17 protein-coding genes are annotated in these 25,455 nt (G+C 69.6%); 12 read left to right on the forward strand and 5 right to left on the reverse strand.

Features of this window, described 5'->3' with window-relative positions; genetic code table 11:
- Positions 1 to 10 precede the first annotated feature (10 nt).
- From ACFYNL_RS34010 to ACFYNL_RS34025, 4 genes are all read right to left on the reverse strand, one after another.
- Positions 11 to 6,010 (reverse strand): acyltransferase domain-containing protein, encoded by a 6,000-nt coding sequence (locus tag ACFYNL_RS34010; protein ID WP_388810468.1) that lies wholly within the window; start codon positions 6,008 to 6,010, stop codon positions 11 to 13.
- Positions 6,011 to 6,048: 38 nt separating this feature from the next.
- Positions 6,049 to 6,258: an MbtH family protein gene (locus ACFYNL_RS34015; RefSeq protein WP_388810471.1), complete on the reverse strand. Its 210-nt coding sequence runs from the start codon at positions 6,256 to 6,258 to the stop codon at positions 6,049 to 6,051.
- Positions 6,258 to 7,559, reverse strand: coding sequence for a cytochrome P450 (locus ACFYNL_RS34020; RefSeq protein ID WP_388810473.1), 1,302 nt, complete (start codon positions 7,557 to 7,559; stop codon positions 6,258 to 6,260). Before ACFYNL_RS34020 ends, ACFYNL_RS34015 begins: the two co-directional genes overlap by 1 nt.
- A gap of 275 nt (positions 7,560 to 7,834) precedes the next feature.
- The gene (locus ACFYNL_RS34025; RefSeq protein ID WP_388810475.1) at positions 7,835 to 9,712 is read right to left on the reverse strand and encodes a non-ribosomal peptide synthetase; all 1,878 of its coding nucleotides are present in this window, start codon (positions 9,710 to 9,712) and stop codon (positions 7,835 to 7,837) included.
- Between the two features lie 793 nt (positions 9,713 to 10,505).
- On the opposite strand from ACFYNL_RS34025, the gene prcB reads away from it, so the two are divergent.
- The 8 genes from prcB (at position 10,506) to ACFYNL_RS34065 (ending at position 17,721) form a co-directional block, all read left to right on the forward strand.
- The gene (prcB, locus tag ACFYNL_RS34030) at positions 10,506 to 11,357 is read left to right on the forward strand and encodes a proteasome subunit beta (protein WP_388810477.1); all 852 of its coding nucleotides are present in this window, start codon (positions 10,506 to 10,508) and stop codon (positions 11,355 to 11,357) included.
- Between the two features lie 776 nt (positions 11,358 to 12,133).
- Entirely contained in the window at positions 12,134 to 12,430 is a 297-nt protein-coding gene (locus ACFYNL_RS34035; protein WP_388810479.1) for a Dabb family protein, read from the forward strand.
- Positions 12,431 to 12,465: 35 nt separating this feature from the next.
- On the forward strand, positions 12,466 to 13,887 hold the full coding sequence (locus tag ACFYNL_RS34040) for a phenylacetate--CoA ligase family protein (RefSeq protein WP_388810481.1): 1,422 nt from the start codon (positions 12,466 to 12,468) through the stop codon (positions 13,885 to 13,887).
- A complete protein-coding gene (locus ACFYNL_RS34045; protein ID WP_388810484.1) occupies positions 13,884 to 14,930 on the forward strand; it encodes an aminotransferase class IV in 1,047 nt (348 codons plus the stop codon). Before ACFYNL_RS34040 ends, ACFYNL_RS34045 begins: the two co-directional genes overlap by 4 nt.
- Positions 14,927 to 15,526, forward strand: coding sequence for a hypothetical protein (locus ACFYNL_RS34050; RefSeq protein ID WP_388810487.1), 600 nt, complete (start codon positions 14,927 to 14,929; stop codon positions 15,524 to 15,526). The genes ACFYNL_RS34045 and ACFYNL_RS34050 overlap by 4 nt, the downstream gene beginning before the upstream one ends.
- 37 nt (positions 15,527 to 15,563) lie before the next feature.
- Positions 15,564 to 16,553 (forward strand): ornithine cyclodeaminase family protein, encoded by a 990-nt coding sequence (locus ACFYNL_RS34055; protein WP_388810490.1) that lies wholly within the window; start codon positions 15,564 to 15,566, stop codon positions 16,551 to 16,553.
- Positions 16,554 to 16,579: 26 nt separating this feature from the next.
- Positions 16,580 to 16,867 (forward strand): DUF1330 domain-containing protein, encoded by a 288-nt coding sequence (locus tag ACFYNL_RS34060; protein ID WP_388810492.1) that lies wholly within the window; start codon positions 16,580 to 16,582, stop codon positions 16,865 to 16,867.
- Complete coding sequence (locus ACFYNL_RS34065; RefSeq protein ID WP_388810495.1) at positions 16,864 to 17,721, forward strand: PhzF family phenazine biosynthesis protein; 858 nt, start codon at positions 16,864 to 16,866, stop codon at positions 17,719 to 17,721. The genes ACFYNL_RS34060 and ACFYNL_RS34065 overlap by 4 nt, the downstream gene beginning before the upstream one ends.
- Positions 17,722 to 17,783: 62 nt before the next feature.
- On the opposite strand, the gene ACFYNL_RS34070 is transcribed toward ACFYNL_RS34065, so the two are convergent.
- Positions 17,784 to 19,211 (reverse strand): non-reducing end alpha-L-arabinofuranosidase family hydrolase, encoded by a 1,428-nt coding sequence (locus ACFYNL_RS34070; RefSeq protein WP_388810498.1) that lies wholly within the window; start codon positions 19,209 to 19,211, stop codon positions 17,784 to 17,786.
- Between the two features lie 1,245 nt (positions 19,212 to 20,456).
- On the opposite strand from ACFYNL_RS34070, the gene ACFYNL_RS34075 reads away from it, so the two are divergent.
- The 4 genes from ACFYNL_RS34075 to ACFYNL_RS34090 all read left to right on the forward strand — a co-directional run bounded on the left by ACFYNL_RS34075 (position 20,457) and on the right by ACFYNL_RS34090 (position 25,388).
- The gene (locus ACFYNL_RS34075; RefSeq protein ID WP_388810500.1) at positions 20,457 to 21,887 is read left to right on the forward strand and encodes an endo-1,4-beta-xylanase; all 1,431 of its coding nucleotides are present in this window, start codon (positions 20,457 to 20,459) and stop codon (positions 21,885 to 21,887) included.
- Between the two features lie 100 nt (positions 21,888 to 21,987).
- Positions 21,988 to 23,289, forward strand: coding sequence for an RICIN domain-containing protein (locus ACFYNL_RS34080; protein WP_388810869.1), 1,302 nt, complete (start codon positions 21,988 to 21,990; stop codon positions 23,287 to 23,289).
- A gap of 324 nt (positions 23,290 to 23,613) precedes the next feature.
- On the forward strand, positions 23,614 to 24,273 hold the full coding sequence (locus tag ACFYNL_RS34085) for a response regulator (protein ID WP_388810872.1): 660 nt from the start codon (positions 23,614 to 23,616) through the stop codon (positions 24,271 to 24,273).
- Positions 24,270 to 25,388, forward strand: coding sequence for a sensor histidine kinase (locus ACFYNL_RS34090; protein WP_388810502.1), 1,119 nt, complete (start codon positions 24,270 to 24,272; stop codon positions 25,386 to 25,388). The genes ACFYNL_RS34085 and ACFYNL_RS34090 overlap by 4 nt, the downstream gene beginning before the upstream one ends.
- Positions 25,389 to 25,455: the final 67 nt, after the last annotated feature.

The following is a 25,455-nucleotide window of genomic DNA, read 5'->3' on the forward strand; positions in this document are numbered from 1 at the left end:
GGGGACTCCTTCACCGGCCCGTCCCCTCGGGACCGCTGCTCGGCGCGATGTCCTCCAGTGCCAGGTCGGGCTGGGCCATCGATGCGAAGAGCACCGTGCGGTACAGCGCGAGGAGCTCCGTCACGGTCTCCTTCTCCAGGTAGCGGGGTTTGTACTGGACGTGGCCGAACGCCTCGCCGTCGATGTCGGCCATCGAGATTTCCAGGTCGAACTTGGCGATGTGCCGGCGCACGGCCATCGGTTCGAGCGGCAGTGCGCTGTCGGGGGCGATGGTGTCGCCCCGGCCGTGGAAGAGCTTGGTGGAGCGGGGAAACGCGTCCGAGGACAGCCAGTTCACCGCGACGTCGAACCACGGGGGTCGCCCTTCGGACCTGGGTGGTTTCAGGACGGACGCCAGCCGGTCGAGCGGGTAGTTCATGTGCTCGAGCAGACCGAGGGAGAAGGCGTGGACCTCACCCAGCAGGTCCCGGAAAGTGCGGTCACCGGCAGGTTTCGCCCGCACCAGCACCGTGTTCAGGTAGTAGCCGATGGCCGACTCCCAGCCGGGCTCGCCGCGTTGGGCGATGGCGGTGGCCAGTACGGAGTCCTTGACGCCGGCCGCGCGGTTGAGCGTGGCGAAGAAGCCGGCCAGCACCACGGTGCTGATCGACACACCCTCGCGCACCGCGAACTCCCTGAGCCGACGGGTCTCCTCGGCGCTCCAGCGGAACGTGAGGTCGCGCCCCTCGTAGGTGACCCCGGGTGGGCGCTGCGCGGCGGACAGATCGACGTGCGCGGGCGGGTCGGCCAGCTGCTGCGACCACCAGTTGAGTGCCACGTCGGCCGCCGGACCGGCCAGCCACTGGCGCTCCCACTCGACGAAGTCCGTGTACGGGGGGACCGGATCGCTCGCGGCGGGGTCGGCGCCCTCGTAGAACTCCTGCAGTTCACGGATCATCACATCGGCCGACGCGGCGTCGGACGCGATGTGGTGCACCAGCACCAGCAGATAGTGGTCCGCCGGCCCACGGGTCATCAGCACGACCCGCACCAGCGGCCCGTTGTCCATGTCCAGGGGCTGGTGCCCGTACTCGGCCAGTTCCTCACGGGCCTGTTCGTCGTCCAGGTCCGAGCTGTCCACCACGATGAACTCGTACACCGGTTCATCCAGGATGACCTGGTACGGGTGGCCGCCCACCTCGACGAAGACCGTCCGCAGCGCGGGGTGCCGCTCCATCACGGACCGTACGGCGTCGTCGAGCGACTCCTGGTCGACCGAGGTCCTGATCCGGGCGGCCACCATGAAGTTGTAGGGCACCGCGTCCGGATCGACCTGCTGCATGAACCACAGCGAGGCCTGGCCGTGCGACGCCGGCGCCAGTTCGAACCCGAGACCGTCGGCGCGCAGTTGCTCCGACGCCGGGGCGTCGGTGGGGTCGAGCAGACCGCGCGCGGCCAGTTCCTCCACCAGTTCCTCGGCATCCAGCTCGGACAGGTCGTCGAGGAACGCCGGTGCCGGCTCGGCGCTGGGCGTCGGCTCGGCCACCACCTCGGGAACCGGTGTCGGGGCCGGCTGCGCCGCCACGGTCGGCGTCGTCCCCTCGACGGTCCCGACGACATGGGCGACGACCTCGGATATCGTCCGGCCGTCCAGGAACACCACCGGCGACACCCGCTGCCCGAACAGCGCCTGCAACCTGTTGACGAGGCGGATCGCCAGCATCGAGTCCAGGCCGAACTCGCGCAGGCCGGCGTTCCCGTCGAACCTGCTCACCGGTACGCCCAGGGCGTCGGCGAGTTCGGCGAGGACGACCTCCGCCACCGGCCTGTCCGCGGCCGGTCGACTCTCCACCGGCTCGACCTCGGCCTCGGCCTGGGCCTGGGCCACGGTCTCGGCGGCCGGGGCAGCGGCCGGCGCGAGGTCGCGGCGCGGTGCGGTGTCCAGCCAGTAGCGGTCCTTCTGCCACTGCACGAGCGGTGTCTCCACGACCTCGACGTCGTCGGCGAACAACGAGTCGAAGGTCAGCGGGATGCCCCTGACGTGCAGCGACGCGACGGCCGCCAGCAGGCAGCGGACGTCGCTCTCGTCGCGGCGCAGCGAGTTGATCGCGTGCACCTGGGCGCCGCGGGTCAGCGCGATCTCCTCGACCGCGCCGCGCAACGTCTCGTGGGGGCCGATCTCGATGAAGGTGCTGACACCCTCGTCGACCAGCGCACCGATGGTCTCGGCGAACCGGACCTGGTTGCGCAGGTTGTGCACCCAGTAGTCCACGTCGGTGACCGGGTTCACCGTGTCGGCCAGCGCCGTGGAACGGAACTCGATGGTGTTGGCCAGGGGGGTGATGCCGTCGATGCGCTCGCGCAGCGGCTCGATGAGCGGATCCATGCCGGGGCTGTGCACCGGCCGTTCGACCCTGATGTTCCTGGTCGAGATGCCGTCCCGCCGCAGGTCGGCCTCCAGGGCGCGTACGGCTTCGGGTGAGCCGGAGACCGCGGCGCTGGTGGGGCTGTTGACCACGGCGACGGCCGCGTGCTCGGCGTACGGGGCGAGCCGCGGCAGCAGCTCCTGCTCCGGCAGGTCGACCGAGATCATGGCGCCGGGCGCCGCTTTCCGTTCGAGCAGGTGCGACCGGGCCACGACGACGCGGGCGGCGTCGTCCAGCGACAGTGTTCCGGCGACACACGCGGCGGCGACCTCGCCCAGACTGTGCCCGACGACGGCGGTCGGTTCGATGCCGAGGTCGAGCCAGACCTTCGCCAGCGAGACCTGCAGGGCGAACAGGACGGGCTGCTGGAAGTCCATCTCCTCGAACCTGGCCTCGTCGGCCGGGGCGGCGAGCTGGTCGAGCACCGAGCAGCCGCCGGCCAGGCGCACGGCGGCGTCGCACGCCTCCATCGAGGCGCGGAACCCTGGGTGCGTGCGCATCAGCTCCCGCCCCATGCCGACCCACTGGGTTCCGCCGCCGGAGAACACCAGCGCCACCCGCCGGTCGACGTTGCCGGAGACCGAGCCCGTGGCGACGTCCGGATGCGACTGACCGGCGGCGACCCGGGCCAATTGGTCCAGGACGTCCTGACGGTCGCGGGCGAGCAGCGCGAGCCGTCGCCCGTGGTGGGTGCGTCTGGTCGCGAGCGTGTAGGCGAGGTCGCGGACCCGCAAACCCGTGTCGCGTTCGACGTGGTTGGACAACTCACGGCAGGTGTCCGCCAGGGCGGCCGGCGTGTGCGCCGAGACGGGGACGAGGTGGACCTGCTCGTCCGCGACGACGTCGCACCGGCTCGGCGTGACATGACGTCCCCGGTCACCCGCGAGGAACGGGTTGGCCGGCACCGGGAGGCCGGCGGTGTAGAGGGCGCCGAGCGAGCCGAGCAGGGTCGAGGCCTCGTCGGCGCCGCGCCGGAGCGAGGGCAGGGTGGCCGCCGTGAGGATCTCCGACACCGACTTCAGCAGGACGGGGTGCGGACTGAGTTCGATCACCGCGTCGATGTCGTGGCCCCGCAGGTTCTTCAGGGCGTCGACCACCCGGATCTCCTGGCGCAGGTTGCTCGCCCAGTAGTCCGGTCCGAGCTCCGTGCCCTCGACCGGTTCACCGGTGACCGTCGAGATCATCGGGATGCGGGTGGAACGGGGCGTGAGCCCTTCGAGTTCGGCCCTCAAAGGGGCGAGGACGTGGTCGATCAGGGGCGAGTGCGGTGCGTGGCCCATCCGCACCCGGTGGTTCGTGACGCCCTTGTCGGTCAGCCGCTGGACGAGGTCGTCGATCTCCTGCGGTGTGCCGGTGACCAGGGTGGAGTTCAGGCCGTTGTAGCCGGACACCGTGAGCCGGCCGGTCAGGTACTGCTCGACCTCGTCCGCGCCGGTCATGACGACGATGCCGTCGCCGCGTCCGACGGCCAGCTGCTGGAGGAGTCGGCCGTGGTGGGCGGCCAGGTGGGAGGCGTCCTCGAAGTCGAGTGCGCCGGCGATGTGGGAGGCGGCGAACTCACCGACGCTCTGTCCCACGACGACGTCCGGTTCCACCCCCAGCGAGCGCCAGGCCTCGGCCAGCGCGACCTGGAGGGAGAACAGCAGCGGCTGGAAGACGTCCATGTCGTCGATACGGCCGTCAGGTGCCAGCATCTGGTCGACGAGCGAGAAGCCCAGCAGCTCCCGCATCCGTTGGTCGCAGCGCATCATGGACCGGCGGAACACGGGCATGCCGGCGAGCAGTTGCCTGCCCATGCCCACCCACTGCGAACCGTTGCCGGAGAACAGGAACGCCACCCGCGGCTTGCGCGCGGCCTTCTCCCCGACGCTCAGCCCGGCGACCGTCGTACCGCCGGTGAAGGCGTCCAGCCGTGTCCTGAGTTCGGACATGTCGCGGGCGGTGGCCGCGAGCCGGAAGGTTCCGTCGCCAGGTGTCCGGCTGCAGATCGCGCGCAGGTCGGTCTCGTCGCGCAGCGCCTCGACCCGCTCGGCCAGCGCCTCGCGGGAGTCCGCGGCCAGCAGGAGGAGTGAGGTCTCGGGACGCGGCAGTTCCTCGACGGCGACGTGACAGATCGCGCCGCCGAAGCCGAACGAGCTGACGCCGCCCCTGCGCGCGTCGGACCGTCGCGGCCACGGCGTCAGCCGGTCCTGGACGGTGAGGTTGTACTCGTCGAACATGATCTGCGGGTTGGGGGCGGTGTAGTGCAGGCTCGGCGGGAGCACGCCGTTGCGCATCGACAGCGCGAGTTTGACCAGGCCGACGATGCCGGCCGCCGCCTCCAGGTGCCCGACGTTGGACTTGACCGAACCGAGCCGCAGCGGCTCGGCGCGGTCACCGCCGAGGACCGCGCCGATGGCGTTGGCCTCGATCGGGTCGCCGAGGGGCGTCGCGGAGCCGTGGCACTCGATGTAGTCCACGAGGTGCGGTGCGATGCCGGCCCGCTGGTACGCGGTACGGAGCATCTTCTCCTGCGCCTGGGGGTTCGGCGCGGTCATGCCGTTGCTCAGGCCGTCGTTGTTGGAGGAGCTGCCCTTGATCAGGCAGTACACCGGTAGGTCACGTTCGAGCGCCACGCTCAGCGGGGCGAGGACGACGACCCCGGCTCCCTCGCCGCGGACGTAGCCGTTGGCGCGGGCGTCGAACGACTTGCAGCGGCCGTCCGGGGCGAGCGCGCCCATGGCGTCCATGGCGGTGTAGTAGTCGGAGACGAAGCTCAGGTTCACGCCACCGGCGATCACCAGATCGCTCTCGCCCAACCACAGCGACTGGCATCCCACGTGCACCGAGACCAGCGATCCGGCGCAGGCGGCGTCGATGGCCATGCTCGGGCCCTGCAGGCCGAGGATGTAGGAGACGCGGTTGGCGATGATGCCGTCGTGCATGCCGGTGGCGGTGTGCGGAGTGATCTGGCTGTCGGGGCCGCGGTAGTGCGCCAGGGCGGCGTAGTCGCCCCAGCAGGAGGCCATGAAGACGCCGGTGTCGCTGCCGACGAGGCTGTGGGGCGCGATCCCCGCGTCCTCCAGCGCCTCCCAGGACAGCTCCAGGATGAGCCGCTGCTGCGGGTCCATCTGGACGGCTTCGCGGGGTGAGATGCCGAAGAACAGCGGATCGAACTGGTCGATTCCGTCGATGAACCCGCCCCAGCGCACCCTGTCGTTCAGGAGCTCGCGGCGCGCGGGCGGCACCGGTCCGACGGCGTCGCCGCCCTCGACCAGCAGCTGCCAGAACGAGGACGGGTCCGCTCCGCCGGGGAACCGGCAGCCGATGCCCACGATCGCGATGGGTTCATGCGATCCCGCGCGGCGGTCGACGCTCGGGGCGGGCTCGGCCGTACCAGGACCGTCGACAAGCGCACGGGCGAGCTCGTCGACGGTCGGGTACTGCCACATCCACGTGGCCGGGACCTTCCAGCCGACGAACTCCGACAGCGACGCGGCAAGGGCCACCGACTTCATCGAGTCCAGTCCGTACCGATGGACCGGTACCCCCCGATGCACCTCGCTCCTGGACACGTCCAGCAGCTCGACGACCCGAGAGAGCAGAAACTCTGTTACAGCATGCAAGTCCGGCGCTACACGCTCTTTCGACATTCCAGCTCCCCTTACGGCGCTTCCCCCGGCCGATCCACCGGGCCGAGGCTCTTCCAGTTCCGCTCGATGTAGTTCAGCGCGCCCTCCCGGCCGGTGTCCGAGAAGACGATGTCCCAGCCGGCCGGAAGATCCAGGAAAGGCCGCCAAAGCGCGTGGTGTCCCTGGTGGTTGACGACCACCTGCCAGTCACCTTCATCCGTGTCGAACGGATTGCCCGTCATCACTTCGCTCCGTTCAGCTCGTCGTCGCGTGCCAGTCCGACGTGGTTCGGCCGCAGTCGCACCGGCAGGCTGTGATAGCCGTTCAGCAGGTTCGAGTGGATCCTCAGCGCGTCGCCGGCCTGCTCGACATCGGCGACCAAGTCCCGCAGGGCCATGAGGAGTTCGGCTATCTCGATCTTGGCGAGATAGGAGCCGACGCAGAAATGGGGTCCGTAGCCGAACGAGATGTGTTTGTTGGGTCGGCGTCCCAGGTCGAACACGTCGGGCCGGTCGAAGACCCGTTCGTCGTGGTTGGCCGAGATGTGCCACAGGGTGACGATGTCCCCCTTGGCGATACGGACGCCGTGGATCTCGGTGTCCCGCACGGCGCTCCTGCCGAAGTGCATCGAGGGGGACGCCCAGCGCAGTACCTCGTCGACGGCCGTGTCGATCGAGCAGTCGCCGTCCTTCAACCGCCGCCACTGCTCCGGGTGCGCGGCGAGCGAGTACACGCTGTCGATCATGGTCAGCCGGCTGGTCTCGTCGCCGCCGATGATCAGGCTGTAGCAGTTGAGCACGACGTCCTCGTCGCTGAGCCCGGCCCCGTCGACCGTGCTGGCGGCCAGCGTGCTGATCAGGTCGTCCCCGGGGGCGCTTCGTCGCTCCTCCACCAGGTCCATGAAGTAGAGCAGGATCTCGTTGCGCGCCATCGCCGACTCCATCTCGTCGACGTCGTCGTCATCGGCGCTCAGCGCGGTCTTCGTCTGCTTCAGCAGGAAGTCGCGGTCGCTCTCGGGGACGCCGAGGAGATTGGAGATGGTGGTCATGGGGATACGGCTGGCGATGTCCAGGGCGAAGTCGCACTCGTCACGCGAGACCGCCTCCCGGACGAGTTGACGGGTGTTCGCCCGTACGGCGTCCGCCACGGGTTGGAGTACCCGTGGTCCCAGGGATCTCAGCAGGATCTTGCGCAGCTGCTCGTGCCGCGGGCCGTCGGTGACCGCGAGCATCTTGCCCGCCCCCGCGTCGCCGCCTTCCAGCAGGGTGACGAGGACGTTTCCGCGCTCCGAGGTGAAGGTCTCGTCGTCGCGGTGGACGGCCATGATGTCCTCGTGGCGGGACAGGACCCAGAATCCGCGGCGGTGTCGCGTGGGCGGGTTCCAGTGGACGGGGTGGGTGTCCCTCAGCCCGCGCCAGAACTCGGAGAGATCGTGCTCCGCGAACGTGGCGGGATCGCCCAGGTCGAAGGTGACATCAGCCGGTCCCGTTCCGTCCCTCGGGACGGCCCGGGCCGAGGAGGAGCCGACGCGTTCCGTGCTCACCGGTCCGTCTCCCGGGCCCGGTCCGGACAGCGTCCGGAGTCTCCATGCACGTGTCGGCCGCCGCCCCTGCGGAGGCGGTGCCGCAGCGACATCGTGGCAGCACTCCGGTCCGGGCCGGCCACAGCCCTTTTGCCGTGTTCTTCGTCGCCCGCTCCCGGAGATCGGGTCGGGATCCGAACGGTGACGGGATCGATTCCGCCGTGGTCTCGCTCTGACGGGTTCCGCATCGGCGTGAAATCCTCCTGTGCGTGCCAGTGGTCGTGCACGGGATCGGCTCAGCCGGCCGACGGTCGGCCCCGGCCGCGTACGACGGCGCGGCGGTTCGAGGCGCGACGCTTCGCCTCGGTGATCGCTTCGGACTCCGCACCGTCACCGTTGTCCAGCCAGTCGGCGAGTGCGGTGATCTCGCGGAACCGGAAGAGGTCCGAGACCCCGACCCTCTTTCCGAACCGCCGGGTCATCTGCTTGGCCAGCCGGATCAGCAGCAGCGAGTCTCCGCCGAGGTCGAAGAACGTGTCGTGGACGCCGATCGTCCGCGGGTCACGTTCGAGGAGTTGCGCCCACAGCTCGACGAGAGCGGCCTCGGTCGGGGTGCCCGGGGGTTCCTTCGTCGCCGAGGCGACCGACGCGGGTGGCTCGGGCAGCGCCGCCCGGTCGAGTTTGCCGTTGGGCGACACCGGAAGCTCGGCGAGGAACACCACCTTCTCGGGGACCATGTAGTCCGGCAGCGACCCGCTCAGTTTTTTGGTGATACGGCCCTGGAGGCTTTCGTCCAGCCAGGGGTCCTTGCCTTCGGCGTCCCGCGCCCAAGGCTCCTCCGGCACCACGTACGCCACCAGTGAACCCGCGTGCGGCTGTCCGTCGCGCGCCTGTACCGCGACCGCCGCCGCACGTACCTCGGGGCATCCGGACAGCCAGGCCTCGGCCTCCTCCAGTTCGATGCGGTACCCGCGCACTTTCACCTGGTGGTCCGCGCGGCCGATGAACTCCAGTTCACCGCCGGGCAGGTAGCGGCCGATGTCACCTGTGCGGTACATGCGCTCGCCGGCCAGCTGCGGGTCCGGTACGAAACGTTCCGCGGTCAGCCCCGGCCGGTTGAGGTAACCCCAGGCCAGGCCTTCACCGCCGAGATAGAGCTCCCCGGGCTCCCCCTGCGGCCGGGGTCGCAGCCTGTCGTCCAGGACGTAGATCCGGGCGGTGGAGCTGGGGCTGCCTATGGACGGTTCGCCGGCCTCGTCGCGCGGTACCAGTTTGAAGGTGCAGAAGACGGTGCCCTCCGTGGGGCCGTACCCGTTGAAGACCCGCTCCACCTTCGACTCCGCGTACACCCGGTCCACGAGTTGGCGGCGCACCGGCTCGCCCCCGAGCACCACGGACCGCAGCCCGGTCGGCATGCTGCCCCCGTCGAGCAGGCTCGTCATCGCGGACGGCACGGAGTTGATGTGCGTCACCCGGTGCAGATGCGGACTCTCCAGAAGGTGGACCGCGCTCTCCAGCAACACCACACCGCCGCCACGAGAGAGCGGCACGAAGAACTCCATGACCGCCAGGTCGAAGCAGATCGAGCTCACGGCGGCCACACCACTGAGATCGCACTCCGCGAAGATCCGGTCCGCCTCGGACAGCATCGCCGCGCAGCTGCTGTGCCTGATCGGGACGCCCTTGGGCCGGCCCGTGGAACCGGAGGTGTAGATGACGTACGCCGTGTCGGTGGGAGCCGTGGCGGCCGGGGCCCGCGTGGCGCTGGACCGCGTCTCGGCGGTGCCGGACTCCCCGAGCACCAGCGTTCTGGGGCCGGCCGGGCAGCGGTCCGCCGACGCGGGTGTGGACAGGAGCAGACGCGTGCCGCTGTCCTCCACCATGAAGGCCAGTCGCTCGTCCGGGTACTTGGGGTCGAGCGGCAGGTAGCAGGCGCCCGAGCGGAGGGTCGCGAGAATGGCGACGAAAAGATCCGGTGTCCGCTCCACGCAGATGCCGACCGGTACCCCCGGCCCCGCACCTTCCCTCACCAGTTGCTCGGCCAGATGCGCGGATCGCCGGTCAAGCTCTCCATACGTCATCACGCCCGCGGCGGAGTAGATCGCCGGCGCGTCCGGGGCCTGGGTGGCGTACTCCAGCAACCTTCCGTGCAATGTTCCTGTGGTGACCGTCACAGCTCGATTCCTTTCTGCTCCGACTCCGCAGCGCTGCAACGGAGTTCGAGATCCGGATTGTCGACCACCTGGAAGAGCACGGAGTCGGAATAAGCGAGCAATGGAGCCACGATCTCCCTTTCCAGGGCGCTTGGCTTGCACCACATTTTGCGACTGAAGCCGCACCCACCCGTCAACCCCGTCTCAAGGGGACAGGCAGGCGCCCAGCACAATGCCGAACATGGGAATGGGGGCTGGTCCACCTACTATCCGACAGCCGGAGTCGATCTCCAAACGTGCTTTGTCGATGCACAGGAACGCCTTATGTGATCCATGATCCAACGCATGCACTGGGACGACAGGCGTCTGAATCAGTGCCATTTGGCTCGGTATTTCGCGCATGCCCGGCCACGCCCGCCGCCACGTGCGCACGCCCGGTTCCGCGCCCGCGGCCGGCGGACGGAAGCGGGAAACGGCGGGGCCGGAGGGCTACGGGTTCTGCGCGCCGCCACGCGGAATACGCGGGGCCGCGAAGCAGGTCATGGATCGCCGTCCTCGATCTCCGCGATCCGCACGCAAGGGTGTTGCAGGACAAGGGACATGGCCCTGCCGTCGTCCTCGTCGGCGCGGTCGGCAACGAGCCGTTCACGGCGGACGGCGGTTCCCGGACCAGCCGTTCAGGGGGGCGGCGGTTCTCGGACAAGCCGTTCAAGGGGACGGCGGTTCTCGGACAAGCCGTTCGCGGCGGACGGCGTTTTCCGAAGAGCCGTTCATGGTAGTAGTTGATCGTCCGCTGGGCTTCGGGAGGGTACACATGACTGGGCACGAGTCCGCAGGCCGCCTGGGCGCGGAGTTCTTCGCCCCGGGAAGCTCCTTCACCGAGTTCGTCCACGCCTACCGACCTGAGCTGCTCAGCCTGCACCCGGTCCTGCCCGAGGGAGTTCGGGCCGCGCCGGACCAAGTGCCGCACGGCACGACGGTATTGGCACTCACCTATGGCGAGGGAGTGATGATCGCCGGCGACCGCAGGGCGACGATGGGGCACCTCATCGCCCAGCGCGACCTGGAGAAGGTCCACCCGACGGACGACTACACCGCCGTCGCGTTCGCCGGCACCGTGGGTCTCGCCATCGACCTGGTGAAGCTGTTCCAGGTCGAGTTGACGCACTTCGAGAAGATCGAGGGCATCCCCATGACCCTCAACGCGAAGGCGACCAGGCTGGCCACGATGATCCGGCAGAACCTCGGCCAGGCCATGCAGGGGCTCGCCGTGGTTCCGCTGCTCGCCGGGTACGAGCCGTCCGCCCCCGAGGGAAAGCGCGGCCGCATCTTCAGTTTCGACGTCACCGGCGGTCCGTACGAGAAGCCCGACTTCTACGCCGAGGGTTCCGGATCCCCGTACGCCCGGGGCTCGCTGAAGAAGCTGTACCGTCCGGACATGTCCCGCCGCGAGGCGGCGCTCGCCGCGCTGCAGGCTCTGTATGACGCGGCCGACGACGACTCGGCCACCGGTGGCCCGGACCTGAGCCGCCGGATCTTCCCCATCGTCTCGGTGATCACCGAGGACGGCTTCGAGCGCCTCTCCGAGCAGGAGACGGAGGACTTGAGCCGCGAGATGATCGCGCAACGCCAGAGGCAGCCGGACGGCCCGGTCGCCTCACTGTGAGCGCTCCTCATCGGCGTCCCCGGGGGCCGGGTGACCATCTGCTCTCCGGGGTGTCCGTAGAGGAGCCAGTTCCGGCCCTTCGCGCCTTGTTTCTGGTCATGCTCTGACAGCGGCGGGTCTCCCGCGCGAGCACGCCTGCACGGGACCCGTCGGCCTGGCCATGGTGAAACCACGCCTCAGCAGCCGGGCCCGCACCCTCCGGTGCGTCGTCGCGCACGACAAGGCACAGGCCCGGCACAGGCCCTGCAGCGGCCCGGCACCGGCACCATCTCTCGCCTGAAGCCCGTCCGATGCACGCCGCGAGCGCCCGGACGGCCGGTCGAGCCCGGCGCGGCGCAAACCGACGCCGCCCTCAACATCGCGCCACCATATGGCGGTTCGGCACCCCGCCCTGTAACCGCTCGCTCCGCCCTACTCCTTCGGCACGCCTTCAACGGCGCCGGCCGACCTCCCCGTCGGCCCTTGCGGACCGCACCGCACTCGTCAAATCGCTGATCGGGACGGCATGTTGTGCCCCTGGACGAGACCTGCGGTAGGGCACGGATATCGGCTGGGCTTCCCTCTCCAGGATGCACCCTCTCCGGGCTTGTCCGAACGTGCGGTTCATCCAATCCCTCGATACACACCATCGACAATGTGCGATTGATCGGCACCCGATGTGTCGGCATGATCGCTGCAAGGGGATTCCACAGGAAGTGCCGTCGGGGCCTCCGCTCCACAACGACTAAACCGCACACTCCCCGAGTGCCCTGCGGGGGCGTGCGTGAAGGGTGTCGATGATCACGCACATAGCTCTCTTCAAACTCAAGGACGGATTCGAGCGGAGCTCACCGGCGGTGATCGAGGCCGAGAAATTCGCGAATGACGTCGGGCGCAACGTTCCCGAGCTTCTCACCTGGCGCACGGGCTGGAACACAGTCGACCGCGACATTTCCTACGACTTTGCCATCATCGGCGTATTGCCCGATTTGGCAGCCCTGGAAAGGTATCAGGTCAATAGTTTTCACCGCGCCTCGGTGGAGCTGTGGCGAGCCATCTCCGACTGGGTGGTAATCGATCTGAACGACGCGTGACCGCTTCCTTACGAGTCGAGCGATTGGAGACCCGGGTGTTCACCGAGTACGACCCCGAAGCAGGGGCTCTCACAAGGGAGTTACGTGACCAGTTCGACGCCTTTGCCTCCGGAGAGTGGGACGCCGCGCGACTGACGGACCATCAGACGCGCCGCCTGCGCGAGGTCGTGGCGTACGCACGGGCCAGATCGCCCTTCTACCGGGAAAGGCTGTCGACTCTCACGGACGACGAGATCTCGGCACTGAGCATCGACGACCTGCGGACCCTTCCGTTCACCACCAAGGAGGACCTGAGGAAGGCCCAGCTCGACATCCTGTCCCTGCCGGTCTCCCAGGCGTGGATCTTCTACGAGACCACCGGCACGACCGGAGCGGCGACGCCGTGCCCGCGCACCAACTCCGACTCCATTCACAACAACACCGTTCTCACCGCGTACTACCGCGACGTACTCGGCCGGCACGGGGACGGCCAGGTCATCGGAGTCTCGGGCCCCACCGAACTGCACGCGACCGGGGACACGTTCGGCGATGTCTGCCGCAACCTGGGCCACGGGGTGGCCAAGATGTGGCCGCACTCGCCGCTGGTCGGTTTCGACCGTGCGCTGGAGCTCATGCGTTCCCTGCCCCTGACCGGGCTGTTCTGCACCCCGGGCATGGCCATGAGCCTCGCGCAGAAGGCGCTGGACGCGGGGTTCGACCTCAAGCGGGACTTCTCGCTGGACATCCTGATGCTCACGGGTGAACTGATGTCACCCAGCCTGCTGCGGAACATCGGCGAGCTGTGGGGGGCCGAGGCACGCAACTGCCTCTACGCCTCGCAGGAGGCGTCGGTGCTCGCGGCGGCCACCGCGGACGGCTCGCTCCGCACCGCCCCCCTGATCAACCACTACGAGGTGATCGAGCCCGAAGGCACCGAGCCGGTGGCCCCGGACGCGGACGGCGTCCGGTGCGGCGAACTCGTCGTGACCAACCTCTACGCGGGCGCCAAACCGCTCATCAGGTACCGCACCGGCGACATGGTCCGGATGACCGACCCCGGCCCCGATGCCGCCGTACCGGCCCCGGCGCTTGAGGCCATCGGAAGGGTCCGGGACCGGCTCATCCTCAACGGGCACCTCGTCAACGGATACGACCTGGAAGACCTGTTGCTGCGCCGGTTCCGGGGCTATCTGGACTACCAGGTCACCGTGGACCGGAACGCCATCGGCCAGGACGTGCTGTCGCTGACCCTGCAGGCCGGCCCCGCCGGCGACCACTGGGATGCCGTCGAAGCCGCCGTCGAGGACTGCAACCGGGAGCTGGACACCCCTGTGACGGTCACGACCGGTTCTCCCGGCCCCATCACGAGCACCGGCGCCATGGTGAGCTGGAAGGCCGCCCGGGTCGTGGATCTGCGCGCCGAGTCCTCGCTGGAGAACACGTCGGCCGAGCGCATCGCGGCGGCGAGGGCTCGATGACCACTCATCACCCGGACCACACCGCGACCGGCCCGCAAAAGCGCCCGGCATCGGGGATCGCACTCGGGGCATGGGCCTATGACCGGGGCGAGTTCGTCCCGGCGGCCGAGCCACGGCTGCCGCTGTCCACCCAGGCGCTGCACTACGGCACCGGCACCTTCGAGGGCATCCGCGCCTACCGTTGCGACCAGGGCCCCCAGCAGCTGTTCAGGGTGCGCGACCACTACGCACGCATGCTGCGTGCCTGCCGGATCCTGCGTATCACCGACATCCCCACCGATGTCGAGGACCTCATCGCCCTCACCGTCGAGCTGATCCGGCGCAACAACCACGAGGGCGACGTCTACGTACGGCCGCTGGCCCACAAGCTCGCCCTGCTTCCCGACACGCCCCCCGGCGTCTCGCTGTCGGGCGTCTCCGACGGGCTGTCCATCACGACGTTCGGCTTCCCGTCCTACGGGATCGCGAAGGCGGCGCACTGCGGACTCAGCACATGGCGGCGCCCGCCCCGCGACGCACTGCCCTCCCAGAACAAGATCACCGGTGGCTATGTGGTCAGCGCGCTGGCCTCCGACGAGGCCCGTGCCGCCGGTTACGACGACGCACTGCTGCTGGACAGCTCGGGACATGTGGCCGAGGCGACCACCGCGAACGTCTTCGCCGTGACCGCCGGCCAGGTCCTCACCCCGCCCGGCACCAGCGACATACTGCCGGGCATCACGAGGGACACCTTGATCACGCTGTGCCGGGAATCCGGTACGGAGGTCGTCGAACGCGAGCTGAGCCCGTCGGACGTGTTCACCGCCGACGAGGTCTTCCTCTCCTCCACAGGCAAGGGCGTGGTCCCGGTGGTCAGCCTCGCGGGCCGAGTCATCGCGGACGGCACCGTCGGCGAGGTCACCCGCCGGCTCGCCGCGCTCTACGACGCGGTCACCCGGCATGCCGACGGGCCCCATCCCGAATGGCGCCTTCCCGTGGACGTACCGGAAGTCCGCGCCACTCCCGCCTCACCTCATCGCCAGCCCTCAAGGAGCAAAGCATGACGCTGTTGAGCTTCACGGCCCTCCTACGTGGCTCGGACCAGGTGTCGGCCGTGGGCACCCTCGGACCGCAGGGCACGAGCAGCGAGGCCGCCGCGCGACACTTCATACGCCTCTCCGGATCCGACGGCTCCCAGCCCCCCATCCACCTGTTCGACACCTACGAGGAGGCGGGAGCGGCCCTGCGCGACGGCCGGGTCACGCACGTGATCGTGGCCAACGCCTACAGTGCGGTCAACCAGTTCTACATGGACCCCGACCTGGCACTGGCCAACGTGTTCGTCCTGGACACCCCGCTGTACGGCATCGCCGTGCCGCCCAACGCCGCGGTGCCGGACGCCCCCACCATCGCGACGCACCCCGCGCCCGAACCGATCATCGACCAGCTGCTGCCCCGCAGACACAGCACCTACAAGGTGATCCACTCGACCTCGACCAGTGCCGCCGCTCAGGCGGCCTCCGACGGCATCGCCGACCTCGCGCTCACCACCGTTCCGTCGGCCGAGCTGAACGGCCTGGAGTTCATCTCGGACACCCGGCCGATCCTGATGGTCTGGTCGGTGTTCACCCGGGTCGAGCGGCCCGCCCGGACGGCATGAGCACCATGACACACCAGACGAGTCAGGAGGGGACTCCATGTTGCTGCTGAGTGGAGACCAGGTACGCGAGGCGTTCCCGGTGGCGGAGGCGTACCGGGTGGTGGCCGAGGTGATGCGCCGCTACAGCGCCGGCGAAGTCGTCCAGCCGGTGCGCACGGTCCTGTCGTCAGGACGTGACACCTCGCTGTTCGCCGCCATGCCCTGCCATGTCGGCGGTGAGTCCGACTCCGGCTACGGGCTGAAGGCCGTGCTGCATGCTCCTGGCAACGCGGCGAGGGGACTGCCGACGCACGTGGGTGTGGTGGTGGTGTTCGACCCCGAGACCGGTCAGCCGCTGGCCATGCTGGAGGGGGCGGCGGTGACCGCGCTGCGTACGGCTGCCGCGTCGGCCGTCGCCACGGACGCGCTGGCCCTGCCCGACGCCGGCGACCTGGCTCTGATCGGGGCCGGCACCCAGGCCCGCGCTCATCTCCTGGCGCTGCGCGAGATCAGGGAGCTGCGCAGGGTACGGCTGTGGAACCGGGGGGCGGCGCGCGCCGAGGAGTTCGTCGCGTGGGCGCGTACGGAGGCCGGCGTCGCGGTGGAGACGATGGGCACGCCTGCCCAGGCGCTGTACGGCGCGGACCTGGTGTGCACGACGGTGGACACGACCGAGCCCGTGGTGAGCGCCGGGGACCTGGCCGAGGGAACGCATGTCAACGCGGTCGGATCCTCGGTGCCCGGCAAGCGCGAACTCGACGCGGCCGCGGTGGCGTCCTGCACGGTGTTCGTGGACAGCAGGGAAGGCGCTCTGCGCGAGTCCTCGGAACTCGCTGCTCCGGTGGAGGCGGGCCTCGTGCCGGCCGACCGGCCGCTGACCGAGATCGGCGAGGTGCTGCTCGGCAAGCACCCCGGCCGTACGGACCCGGCCGAGCGCACGCTCTACAAGTCGCTGGGGATGGCGGCCCAGGACGTCGCGTCCGGCTTCGCCGTCGTACGGGCTGCCCGGCGCCTCGGCATCGGCACGGTCACCGACTTCACCTGCTGAACCACCGGAGACGAGGGAGTGGGCGTATGACCGCATTGCTGATCGGCAACGTCGGAGTCATCGGCGACGAGGAACGTATGGCGGAATACCGCGCGAAGGTGCTCCGGACGCTGGAACTGTACGGCGGCGGATTCATGATCCGTGGTGGTGAGTTCGAGGTGCTGGAGGGCGACTGGAAGCCCACGCATCTGTCGGTGATGGTGTTCCCGACGGCCGACCAGGCCAGACAGTGGTACTCCTCGCCCGAGTACCGGGACATCGTCCCGCTGCGTGACGGCACCCATATGGACCTGATCCTGGTGGAGGGCGAGTGACCTCAGCCGCGCACGGCCCGCGCACCCGGGCCTTCTCCCAGGTCGACGTGTTCACCGACGAGCCCTTTCTCGGCAATCCCGTCGCGGTCGTCCTCGACGGCCACGGGATCAGCGACCGGGACATGGCCCGGCTCGCGAGGTGGACCAATCTCTCCGAGACGACCTTCGTGGTACCGCCCACCTCCGGTGAGGCCGACTACGGTCTGCGCATCTTCACCCCGGGCGGCGAGATCCCGTTCGCCGGTCATCCCACGCTCGGCTCCGCCCACGCGTGGCTGGAGGCGGGTGGCGTCCCGAAGTCGCCGGGGAAGCTGGTCCAGGAGTGTCCGCTCGGGCTGATCGACATACGGCGGTCCGACGGCGGTCTGAGTTTCCGTGCGCCCGACCTCAAGCGCGACGGCCCGCTGGACTCGGCGCACCTCGACCGGATCGCCCGGGGGCTCGGGATCGGCAGGGAGCGGATCGTCGACCACCAGTGGGTGGACAACGGGCCGGGCTGGGCGGCCGTGCGACTGGCCACCGCCGAGGAGGTCCTGGCGCTGGATCCGGACGACCGTCACATGGGCGACCTGATGCTCGGCGTGGTCGGCGCCCACCCCGAGGGCTCACCCGTCGCGTTCGAGGTCCGAGCCTTCGCCGTGCCCGCGGGTGTACGGGAGGATCCGGTGACGGGAAGTCTGCACGCCGGTATCGCCCAGTGGCTCATCCGCGCCGGCGCCGCCCCCCGCAGCTACCGCGCCGGGCAGGGCGGCCGCGTCCGTCGCCAGGGCGTGGTGACCATCGAGGCCCACGAGGCAGAGGTGTGGGTCGGTGGCCGCTCCCTCACCTGTGTCCGGGGCACCGTCGATGTGTGATCCCGGGCGACAAGGAACCCCGGCCGCCGCACGGCTGGGGTTCCTCGGAGCGGTGAGGTAGGTCAGCGCCGCAGGGTGAGGACACCCGGCCGCCACGGCAGTCGGTTGTAGTCGCCGCCCGCGGTGGGGGACTTGCCCTGGTAGAGGAACTGCAGGTTGCAGGGGTCGATGGTCATGGTCTGGTCGGGGTTGTTGCGGACCAGGTCGCCGTGGCTGATGTCGTTGGTCCAGGTGGCACCGCTGTTGGCCTTGCCCGCGAAGGGGTTGCTCTCGGTGGCGGCCTGCGGGGTCCACGAGCCGTTGAGGCTGGAGGCCGTGAAGGAGCGGAAGTAGCGCCCGTTCGCGCCCATCGCCTCGACGATCATGAGGTACTGGTTCTGGCCTTTGACCTTGTAGACCTGCACGCCCTCGAAGAGGTTGGCCTTCGTGTCGCTCATGATCGTCGTGTACGACGATCCGAAGTTGCCCGGGAAGTTCCCGATCGGCATGCTCGCGCGGTAGATCTTGCCGTTGTCACCGGCGAAGAACAGGTACATGTTCTGGCCGTCGGCGATCAGGGTCTGGTCGATCGGGCCGGTGTCGGAGCCGGAGATGCTCCCGGTGAACAGCGGCTGCGGGGCGGACCAGCCGTTGGGGTTGGTGGGGTCGCTCGACGTGCGGTAGATGAAGGGCCACGCACCCCACTGGTACGCCAGCACCCAGATGTTCTTGGGCGCGAAGTAGAACAGCGTGGGCGCGACCGCGGCCTGGCTCATACCGGTCTGACCGGCCGACGCCATGTCCGACCAGTTCGTGAAGGGACTGAACATCATCGAGCCGTACGACGAGCCGGAGAAGTTCGACGCGTAGACCAGGTGCCTGCCGTTGTGCGTCACGGTGGTGAAGTCCTTCACCGAGGCCCACCCGTGCGCCGGCTGTGCCAGCACACCCGTCGAGGTCCACCGGTACGTCGACGGAAGAGCACACGTGCCGTCCGGCGGGGTCGGGGTCCCGGACAGGCCGGTCCACTTCTGGTTGCTGCCGCCGTTGCACGTCCCGATCTGTACCGCTGTGCCGTTGGCCGTACCGGCGCCCGCAGCCTCCAGGCAGAGCCCGGACTGCACGCCGACGACGGTGCCGTCGGCGTTGACCCGCCACTGCTGGTTCGCACCGCCGGAACAGCTCCAGATCTGCACCCGGGTACCGGACGTGGTGGCGTGGCCCGGAACATCCAGGCACTTGTTGCCGTACACGGTGAGCTGGTTGCTGTCCGTCAGCGTCCACTGCTGGTTGGTCCCGCCCCAGCAGTCATGAATCTGCAGGTACGTGCCGTTGGTCTGGCTGGCGCCGGGCACATCGAGACACCGGTTCGAACCGACACCGCGCAAGGCGCCGGTGGAAGCCGCCTGGGCCGGGGTGGCGACGAGCATCGCCGCCAGCGCGGCCAGCACCGCGACCGCGGCGGCCAGCACCGCAGACGGATGCCTGCGGCTGAAACTCGCTGTATGCATGGGGACTTCCTCAACCTTGAGTAGGCGGCTCCGGTCGGCCTCGTCAGAGGTGGTCCGGACTGTCGGTGCGGTACGGCGTGCGGCGGCCTGTGAACACCACGGCAGACCGCGTATGGCTTCCGGCCCTTCGCGACCTTCGAAAGACCGGTGGCACTCGGCGCCTTCGGGCGGGTGGGCGCCGGGGTGGAGACCGTTGCTCAGCGACGTCCGAAGCGTGGGAGCGGGTTCATGCTTCTCCTGGCCACGGAGGGGTTTGGCGAGGCCATGACACACGTGCGCGACACGGCCCCCGTGCGGCTCCACGCTCGGGCAGTGATCCGGAGTTGCCCCACCGTGCGAGGGAGCGACTCAGATGCATTCGCAATTTCGAACAAAGGTCGAGGTGTCGAGCGATCTGAATGATAAGGAACAGGTGCGCGGCGTCAATACCTCGCGCATGTGTCGCTATATTGGCCGAAACATTCGAGGCATTTAATGCCACTCACTCGGCCGGATCGCCGGCCGAGACACCGGAAGGCACCCCGGTGACCCTCTTGAGGATCGCCACCCGAACCTGAATGCGGTCCGTTCGCGACGCCCCGAGCGGCACCATGAAAGAGGCCCTGGTCAGTACAGCGCCGATCCATCCGCCCGCACACCCTCGGCCCCAGCACCCCACATCCGCCGCGCGACGGCGCCGCGAGTCCGCCACCCGGTACAACGGGACTTCGAAAGTTGCGAAGTAGAAGCGGAAACTTTTTCCGCGAAGAGTATTGACGATGCATCGTCAATCCCTCAATCTCCCTGTCTGAGAAGCGGCCGCTGTTCGATATGTCGAATCGCATCGAATCCCCTCGGCCCCGGCCGATCCGTGCCGCACGGAGATCCCTGCACAGCCGCACGACAGATCGCGCACCAACGCACCTGCGCCACCCCGTTGTTGTCCCGGTGAGGTTCGCACCAGCGCATCCTGGCTCTTCGCCCAGGTGGAGAGGTACGCGACGCCGCGTGACGGTCCCCCGGCCGAGCCGCGATGGAGTACCCCATGCCTGTGTCGGCACACCGCCGCCGCCCGCCGTACGTCACCCGACGGTCGACCGGGTACGGCCCGGGCCGGCCGGGGCCGTCCCGGTCCCGTGACCGCGGTGTCCGGTGATGTGGCGCTGTCCGGGCTCCGACCGGCTCCGTCCGCCTGCCGCACGGGAGCGGACGGTGCAATCCCCCGCCCTTCAGTCCTTCCGTGATGTCTACCTTGGAGGCACGCACATGGGCTCGTATGCCCTTCCCAGACACCTTGTCCGCCTGAGGATCCGCAGCGTGCTGTCGGCCCTGGTCATCGGCGCCCTCGGTACGGTCGGTGCACTGGCCGCGCCGCCGACCGCACACGCGGCCGAGAGCACGCTCGGCGCCGCGGCGGCCCAGAGCGGCCGCTACTTCGGCACCGCCATCGCCTCGGGCAGGCTGGGCGACTCGGCGTACACGGCGATCGCGGCCCGCGAGTTCAACTCGGTGACGGCCGAGAACGAGATGAAGATCGACGCCACCGAACCCCAGCGGGGCCAGTTCAACTTCGCCGCCGGTGACCGCGTCTACAACTGGGCCGTGCAGAACGGCAAGCAGGTGCGCGGTCACACCCTGGCCTGGCACTCCCAGCAGCCCGGCTGGATGCAGGCCCTCAGCGGCAGCTCGCTGCGCCAGGCGATGATCGACCACATCAACGGCGTGATGCGCCACTACAAGGGCAAGATCGCCCAGTGGGACGTCGTGAACGAGGCGTTCGCCGACGGCAGTTCGGGCGCCCGGCGCGACTCCAACCTGCAACGCACCGGCAACGACTGGATCGAGGTCGCGTTCCGCACCGCGCGCGCCGCCGACCCGGCCGCCAAGCTCTGCTACAACGACTACAACGTCGAGAACTGGACGTGGGCCAAGACCCAGGCCATGTACGCCATGGTCCGCGACTTCAAGCAGCGCGGCGTGCCGATCGACTGCGTGGGCTTCCAGGCGCACTTCAACAGCGGCAGCCCCTACAACAGCAACTTTCGCACCACCCTGCAGAACTTCGCCGCCCTCGGCGTCGACGTGGCCGTCACCGAACTCGACATCCAGGGTGCCCCGGCCTCGACCTACGCAGCCGTGACCAACGACTGCCTGGCCGTCCCGCGCTGCCTCGGCATCACCGTCTGGGGTGTGCGCGACTCCGACTCCTGGCGGCCGGAGCACACGCCGCTGCTGTTCAACCGCGACGGCAGCAAGAAGCCCGCCTACACCGCCGTCCTCGACGCACTCAACGGCGGCTCCTCCACGCCGCCTTCGGGCTCCGGACAGATCAAGGGCGTCGGGTCGGGCCGCTGCCTGGACGTGCCGGGCACCAGCACCACGGACGGCACCCAGCTCCACCTGTGGGACTGCCACAACGGCACCAACCAGCAGTGGACGCACACCGCCGCAGGCGAGCTCAGGGTCTATGGCAACAAGTGCCTGGACGCCGCCGGCACCGGCAACGGGACCAAAGTCCAGATCTACAGCTGCTGGGGCGGCGACAACCAGAAATGGCGCCTCAACTCCGACGGGTCCATCGTCGGCGTCCAGTCCGGCCTCTGCCTCGACGCGGTCGCGGGCGGTACCGCCAACGGCACCCTGATCCAGCTCTACTCCTGCTCGAACAGCGGCAACCAGCGCTGGACCCGCACCTGATGGGCCCTGCCACGAACGAAAGGGCGAATCGATGAAGACTCACGGTGCGGTGTCCCCCGCCCCTGCGGGACGACATCGCTGGTGGTCCCGGATCGCCGCCGTGGTGGCGGCCACCCTCGCGGTCGGCATGCTCACCGTGGTGAGTCCGGCGCCTGCCGAGGCGGCGACGGTGGACACCAATGCCTGGTACGTCCTGGTCAACCGCAACAGCGGCAAGGCACTGGACGTCTCCGGCGCCTCCACCGCCGACGGCGCGCGGGTCAGCCAGTGGACGCGCGGCGACGGAGCCAACCAGCAGTGGCAGTTCGTGGCCTCCGGCGACGGCTTCTACCGCCTCAAGGCCCGGCATTCGGGCAAGGTCCTGGACGTGGCCGGCGCCTCGACCGCGGACGGTGCCGCGATCCAGCAGTGGGCCGACCACAACGGGGCCAACCAGCAGTTCCGCCTGGCGGACTCCGCCGCCGGCCACGTCCGGCTGATCAACCGCACCAGCGGCAAGGCGGTGGAGGTGCAGGGCGCCTCCACCGCCGACGGCGGCAACGTCGTCCAGTACGCCGACTGGGGCGGCGCCAACCAGCAGTGGCAGTTGGTCAAGCTGTCGTCCGGTGGCGGCGGAGCCTGCGGCAGCGCCCCGACCCTGGCGAGCGGTACGCACACGATCCAGAGCGGCGGCAAGAGCCGCAGCTTCATCCTCAGGGTTCCCGCCAACTACGACAGCAGCCACCGCTACCGGCTGATCTTCGCGTTCCACTGGCGGGGCGGAACAGCCGGCGACGTCGCCTCCGGCGGTACGAGCGGAAGCGCCTGGTCCTACTACGGGCAGCAGGAACAGTCGAACAACTCCGCGATCCTCGTCGCCCCCCAGGGCCTCGGCAACGGCTGGGCGAATTCCGGCGGTGAGGACGTCACCTTCGTCGACGACATGATCCGGCGCATCGAGGGCGGCCTCTGTGTCGACCCGGCACAGCGTTTCGCCACCGGGTTCAGTTGGGGCGGCGGGATGAGCTACGCACTCGCGTGCAGCCGGGCCAACGTCTTCCGGGCCGTCGCGGTCATCTCCGGCGCCCAGATCAGCGGATGCAGCGGCGGCACCCAGCCCATCGCCTACTTCGGCATCCACGGCATCAGCGACAACGTCCTCAACATCGGGCAAGGACGGTCCCTGCGCGACAAGTTCGTCAGCAACAACGGCTGCACCCCCCAGAGCCCGCGTGAGCCCGCGCAGGGCAGCCGCACGCACATCACCACCGCCTACTCGGGCTGCCGCGCCGGATACCCGGTCCAGTGGGCCGCGTTCGACGGAGGTCACATACCCGGTCCGGTCGACGGCTCCCCCAACGAGAGCGGCGTCACCACGTGGACCAAGGCAGAGATCTGGAGGTTCTTCGCACAGTTCCAGTGACACGTCCGCACCACGGGGTGGAGCCAGGACGATCCTGGCTCCACCCCGCCGTCCCATGTCAGGGCGCGCGAGCAGGGGGCGGCACCTCGGCCGGGAGTGGCGGGGAGCCCGGGCGCCGTGTCATGCCACTCCGCCCGCAGACGGGGGCGATCATGGACCGTCCGGCAGGAGACTGCGGCGTCCCTGCCGACCGGTGGGTGCTACCCCGCCGTGTGGCTGGAGGCGCCGCTCGTCGGGCCGCGCGGGCTCCGCATGGCTTTAGGGTCGAGACGGCAGAGGTCGGACGGCACGAACGAACGTGAGGCGGAGCGCGTGATCCGGGTAGTGGTGGTGGACGACGAGGCACTGGTCCGCTCGGGCTTCGAACTCATCCTGGGCGCGTCCGAGGACATCGACGTCGTCGCGACCGCGAGCGGCGGCGCTGCCGTGGAGACCGTCCGGCGGGAGCGGCCCGACGTGGTGCTGCTGGACATCCGGATGCCGGACGTCGACGGGCTCACCGTGCTGCGCGAGCTGCGGACGATGCCGGATCCGCCGGTGGTGGCGATGCTGACGACGTTCGACGCCGACGAGTACATCGTGACCGCGCTGCACTGCGGTGCGGCCGGTTTCCTGCTCAAGGACACCGAGCCGGAGCAGCTCGCCCACCTGGTGCGCACCCTGGCCGCCGGCGGCGTGGTGCTCTCCCCCAAGGCGTCGCGGACCCTGCTGCACAGTCACCCCGGCACCGGGACGGCCGTCGATGAGGAGGCCGCCCGGGTCCGGCTGCTCACCGCGCGTGAGCGGGATGTGCTCGTCCTGGTGGCGGAGGGGCTGTCGAACGCCGACATCGGGGCACGCATCCACCTGGGTGCCGGCACGGTGAAGGACCACGTCAGCGCCATCCTCACCAAGTTGCGCGTCACGAGCCGGGTGCAGGCCGCGCTGCTGGCGCAGCGGGCCGGGCTGCTCGACGAGCACCCCCGGTCGGAGGCCGGGCGGTGAATCGCGCCCGCGCGCTGTGGCGGCGGGTGCCCGCGCCGGTCGTCGACCTCGTCCTGGTGACGGTCGCGGCCGTTGAGGTGTGGCTGAACCTGTGGGACGACACGCGCTTCGGTGTCGCGCTGGCCACGCTCGGCTGCGCCGCGTTGATCTTCCGGCGCCGGTTCCCGCTCGGCGTCTTCGTGCTCACCCTGCCCATCGCGCTGACGCAGCCCGTCGCCGTCGCTCCGCTCGTGGCGCTGTTCACGCTGGCCGAGCGTTCCCGCAACCGCCCTCTCCTCGCGGTGTGCGTCGCCCTGACCGCCGTCGCGAACAGCACTCCGTGGCCCCTGGCCGGCCTCACCGAGGTCGGCCGGACCATGACGCTGGTCACCTTCGTGTACAGCCTGGCGACCGCCGGCGCACCGGTCCTCTTCGCGCAGCTTCTTCAGGCGCACCGGGACCTGGCGCGGCGGCTGTCCGAGATCGAGGAGGCCAGGGAGCACGAACGGGCCCTGCACGCCCAGGCCGTCCTCGCCCGCGAACGCGCCCAGCTGGCCCGCGAGATGCACGACGTGGTCTCCCACCAGGTCGGCCTCATCGCCGTACGGGCCGGAGCCCTGCAGGTCGCCACCAACGACGCGGACGCCAAGGATGCCGCCCGCACGATCCGTTCGCTGAGCGTCACCACGCTCGACGAGCTGCGCACCATGGTCACGCTGCTGCGCGCCTCCGGCGGCCACGCCACCGAGCTGACCCCGCAGCCCACCCTGGCCGACCTGCGCAAACTGGTGGAGTCCAGCGGCACTCAGGTGGAGTTGTCGGGTGCGTTGCCGGCCTCCGTGGGCACACCCGCACAACGGGCCCTCTACCGTACGGTCCAGGAGGCGCTGACCAACGTCCGCAAGCATGCCCCCGGCGCCACCGCGTGCGTCGAGCTGTGGCAGGACGGCGATGACGTCGGAGTGACGGTCACCAACACCGCGCCCACGCGTCCCTCCCTGCCCCTGCCCGGTTCGCAGCAGGGCCTGGTCGGCCTGCGGGAACGGGCCGAGATCCTGCACGGCGCCCTGGACGCGGGTCCGACCGCGGAGGGCGGCTACCGGGTGCGGCTGCGCATTCCCCTCGACGCGGACTGACCGAGCCCCTCCTGCGCATCCGGGGAGTGGAGCCGGGGGACGACCGGACGACCCGGCGGGTGAGGTG

Source organism: Streptomyces sp. NPDC007808 (assembly GCF_042868655.1).
Taxonomy (GTDB): domain Bacteria; phylum Actinomycetota; class Actinomycetes; order Streptomycetales; family Streptomycetaceae; genus Streptomyces.

Coding starts and splice junctions, on each gene's coding strand:
- ACFYNL_RS34075 (WP_388810500.1), top strand. CDS start 20,457: ATGGGCTCGTATGCCCTTCCCAGACACCTTGTCCGCCTGAGGATCCGC.
- ACFYNL_RS34050 (WP_388810487.1), top strand. CDS start 14,927: ATGACGCTGTTGAGCTTCACGGCCCTCCTACGTGGCTCGGACCAGGTG.
- ACFYNL_RS34055 (WP_388810490.1), top strand. CDS start 15,564: ATGTTGCTGCTGAGTGGAGACCAGGTACGCGAGGCGTTCCCGGTGGCG.
- prcB (WP_388810477.1), top strand. CDS start 10,506: ATGACTGGGCACGAGTCCGCAGGCCGCCTGGGCGCGGAGTTCTTCGCC.
- ACFYNL_RS34070 (WP_388810498.1), bottom strand. CDS start 19,211: ATGCATACAGCGAGTTTCAGCCGCAGGCATCCGTCTGCGGTGCTGGCC.
- ACFYNL_RS34015 (WP_388810471.1), bottom strand. CDS start 6,258: ATGACGGGCAATCCGTTCGACACGGATGAAGGTGACTGGCAGGTGGTC.
- ACFYNL_RS34045 (WP_388810484.1), top strand. CDS start 13,884: ATGACCACTCATCACCCGGACCACACCGCGACCGGCCCGCAAAAGCGC.
- ACFYNL_RS34060 (WP_388810492.1), top strand. CDS start 16,580: ATGACCGCATTGCTGATCGGCAACGTCGGAGTCATCGGCGACGAGGAA.
- ACFYNL_RS34035 (WP_388810479.1), top strand. CDS start 12,134: ATGATCACGCACATAGCTCTCTTCAAACTCAAGGACGGATTCGAGCGG.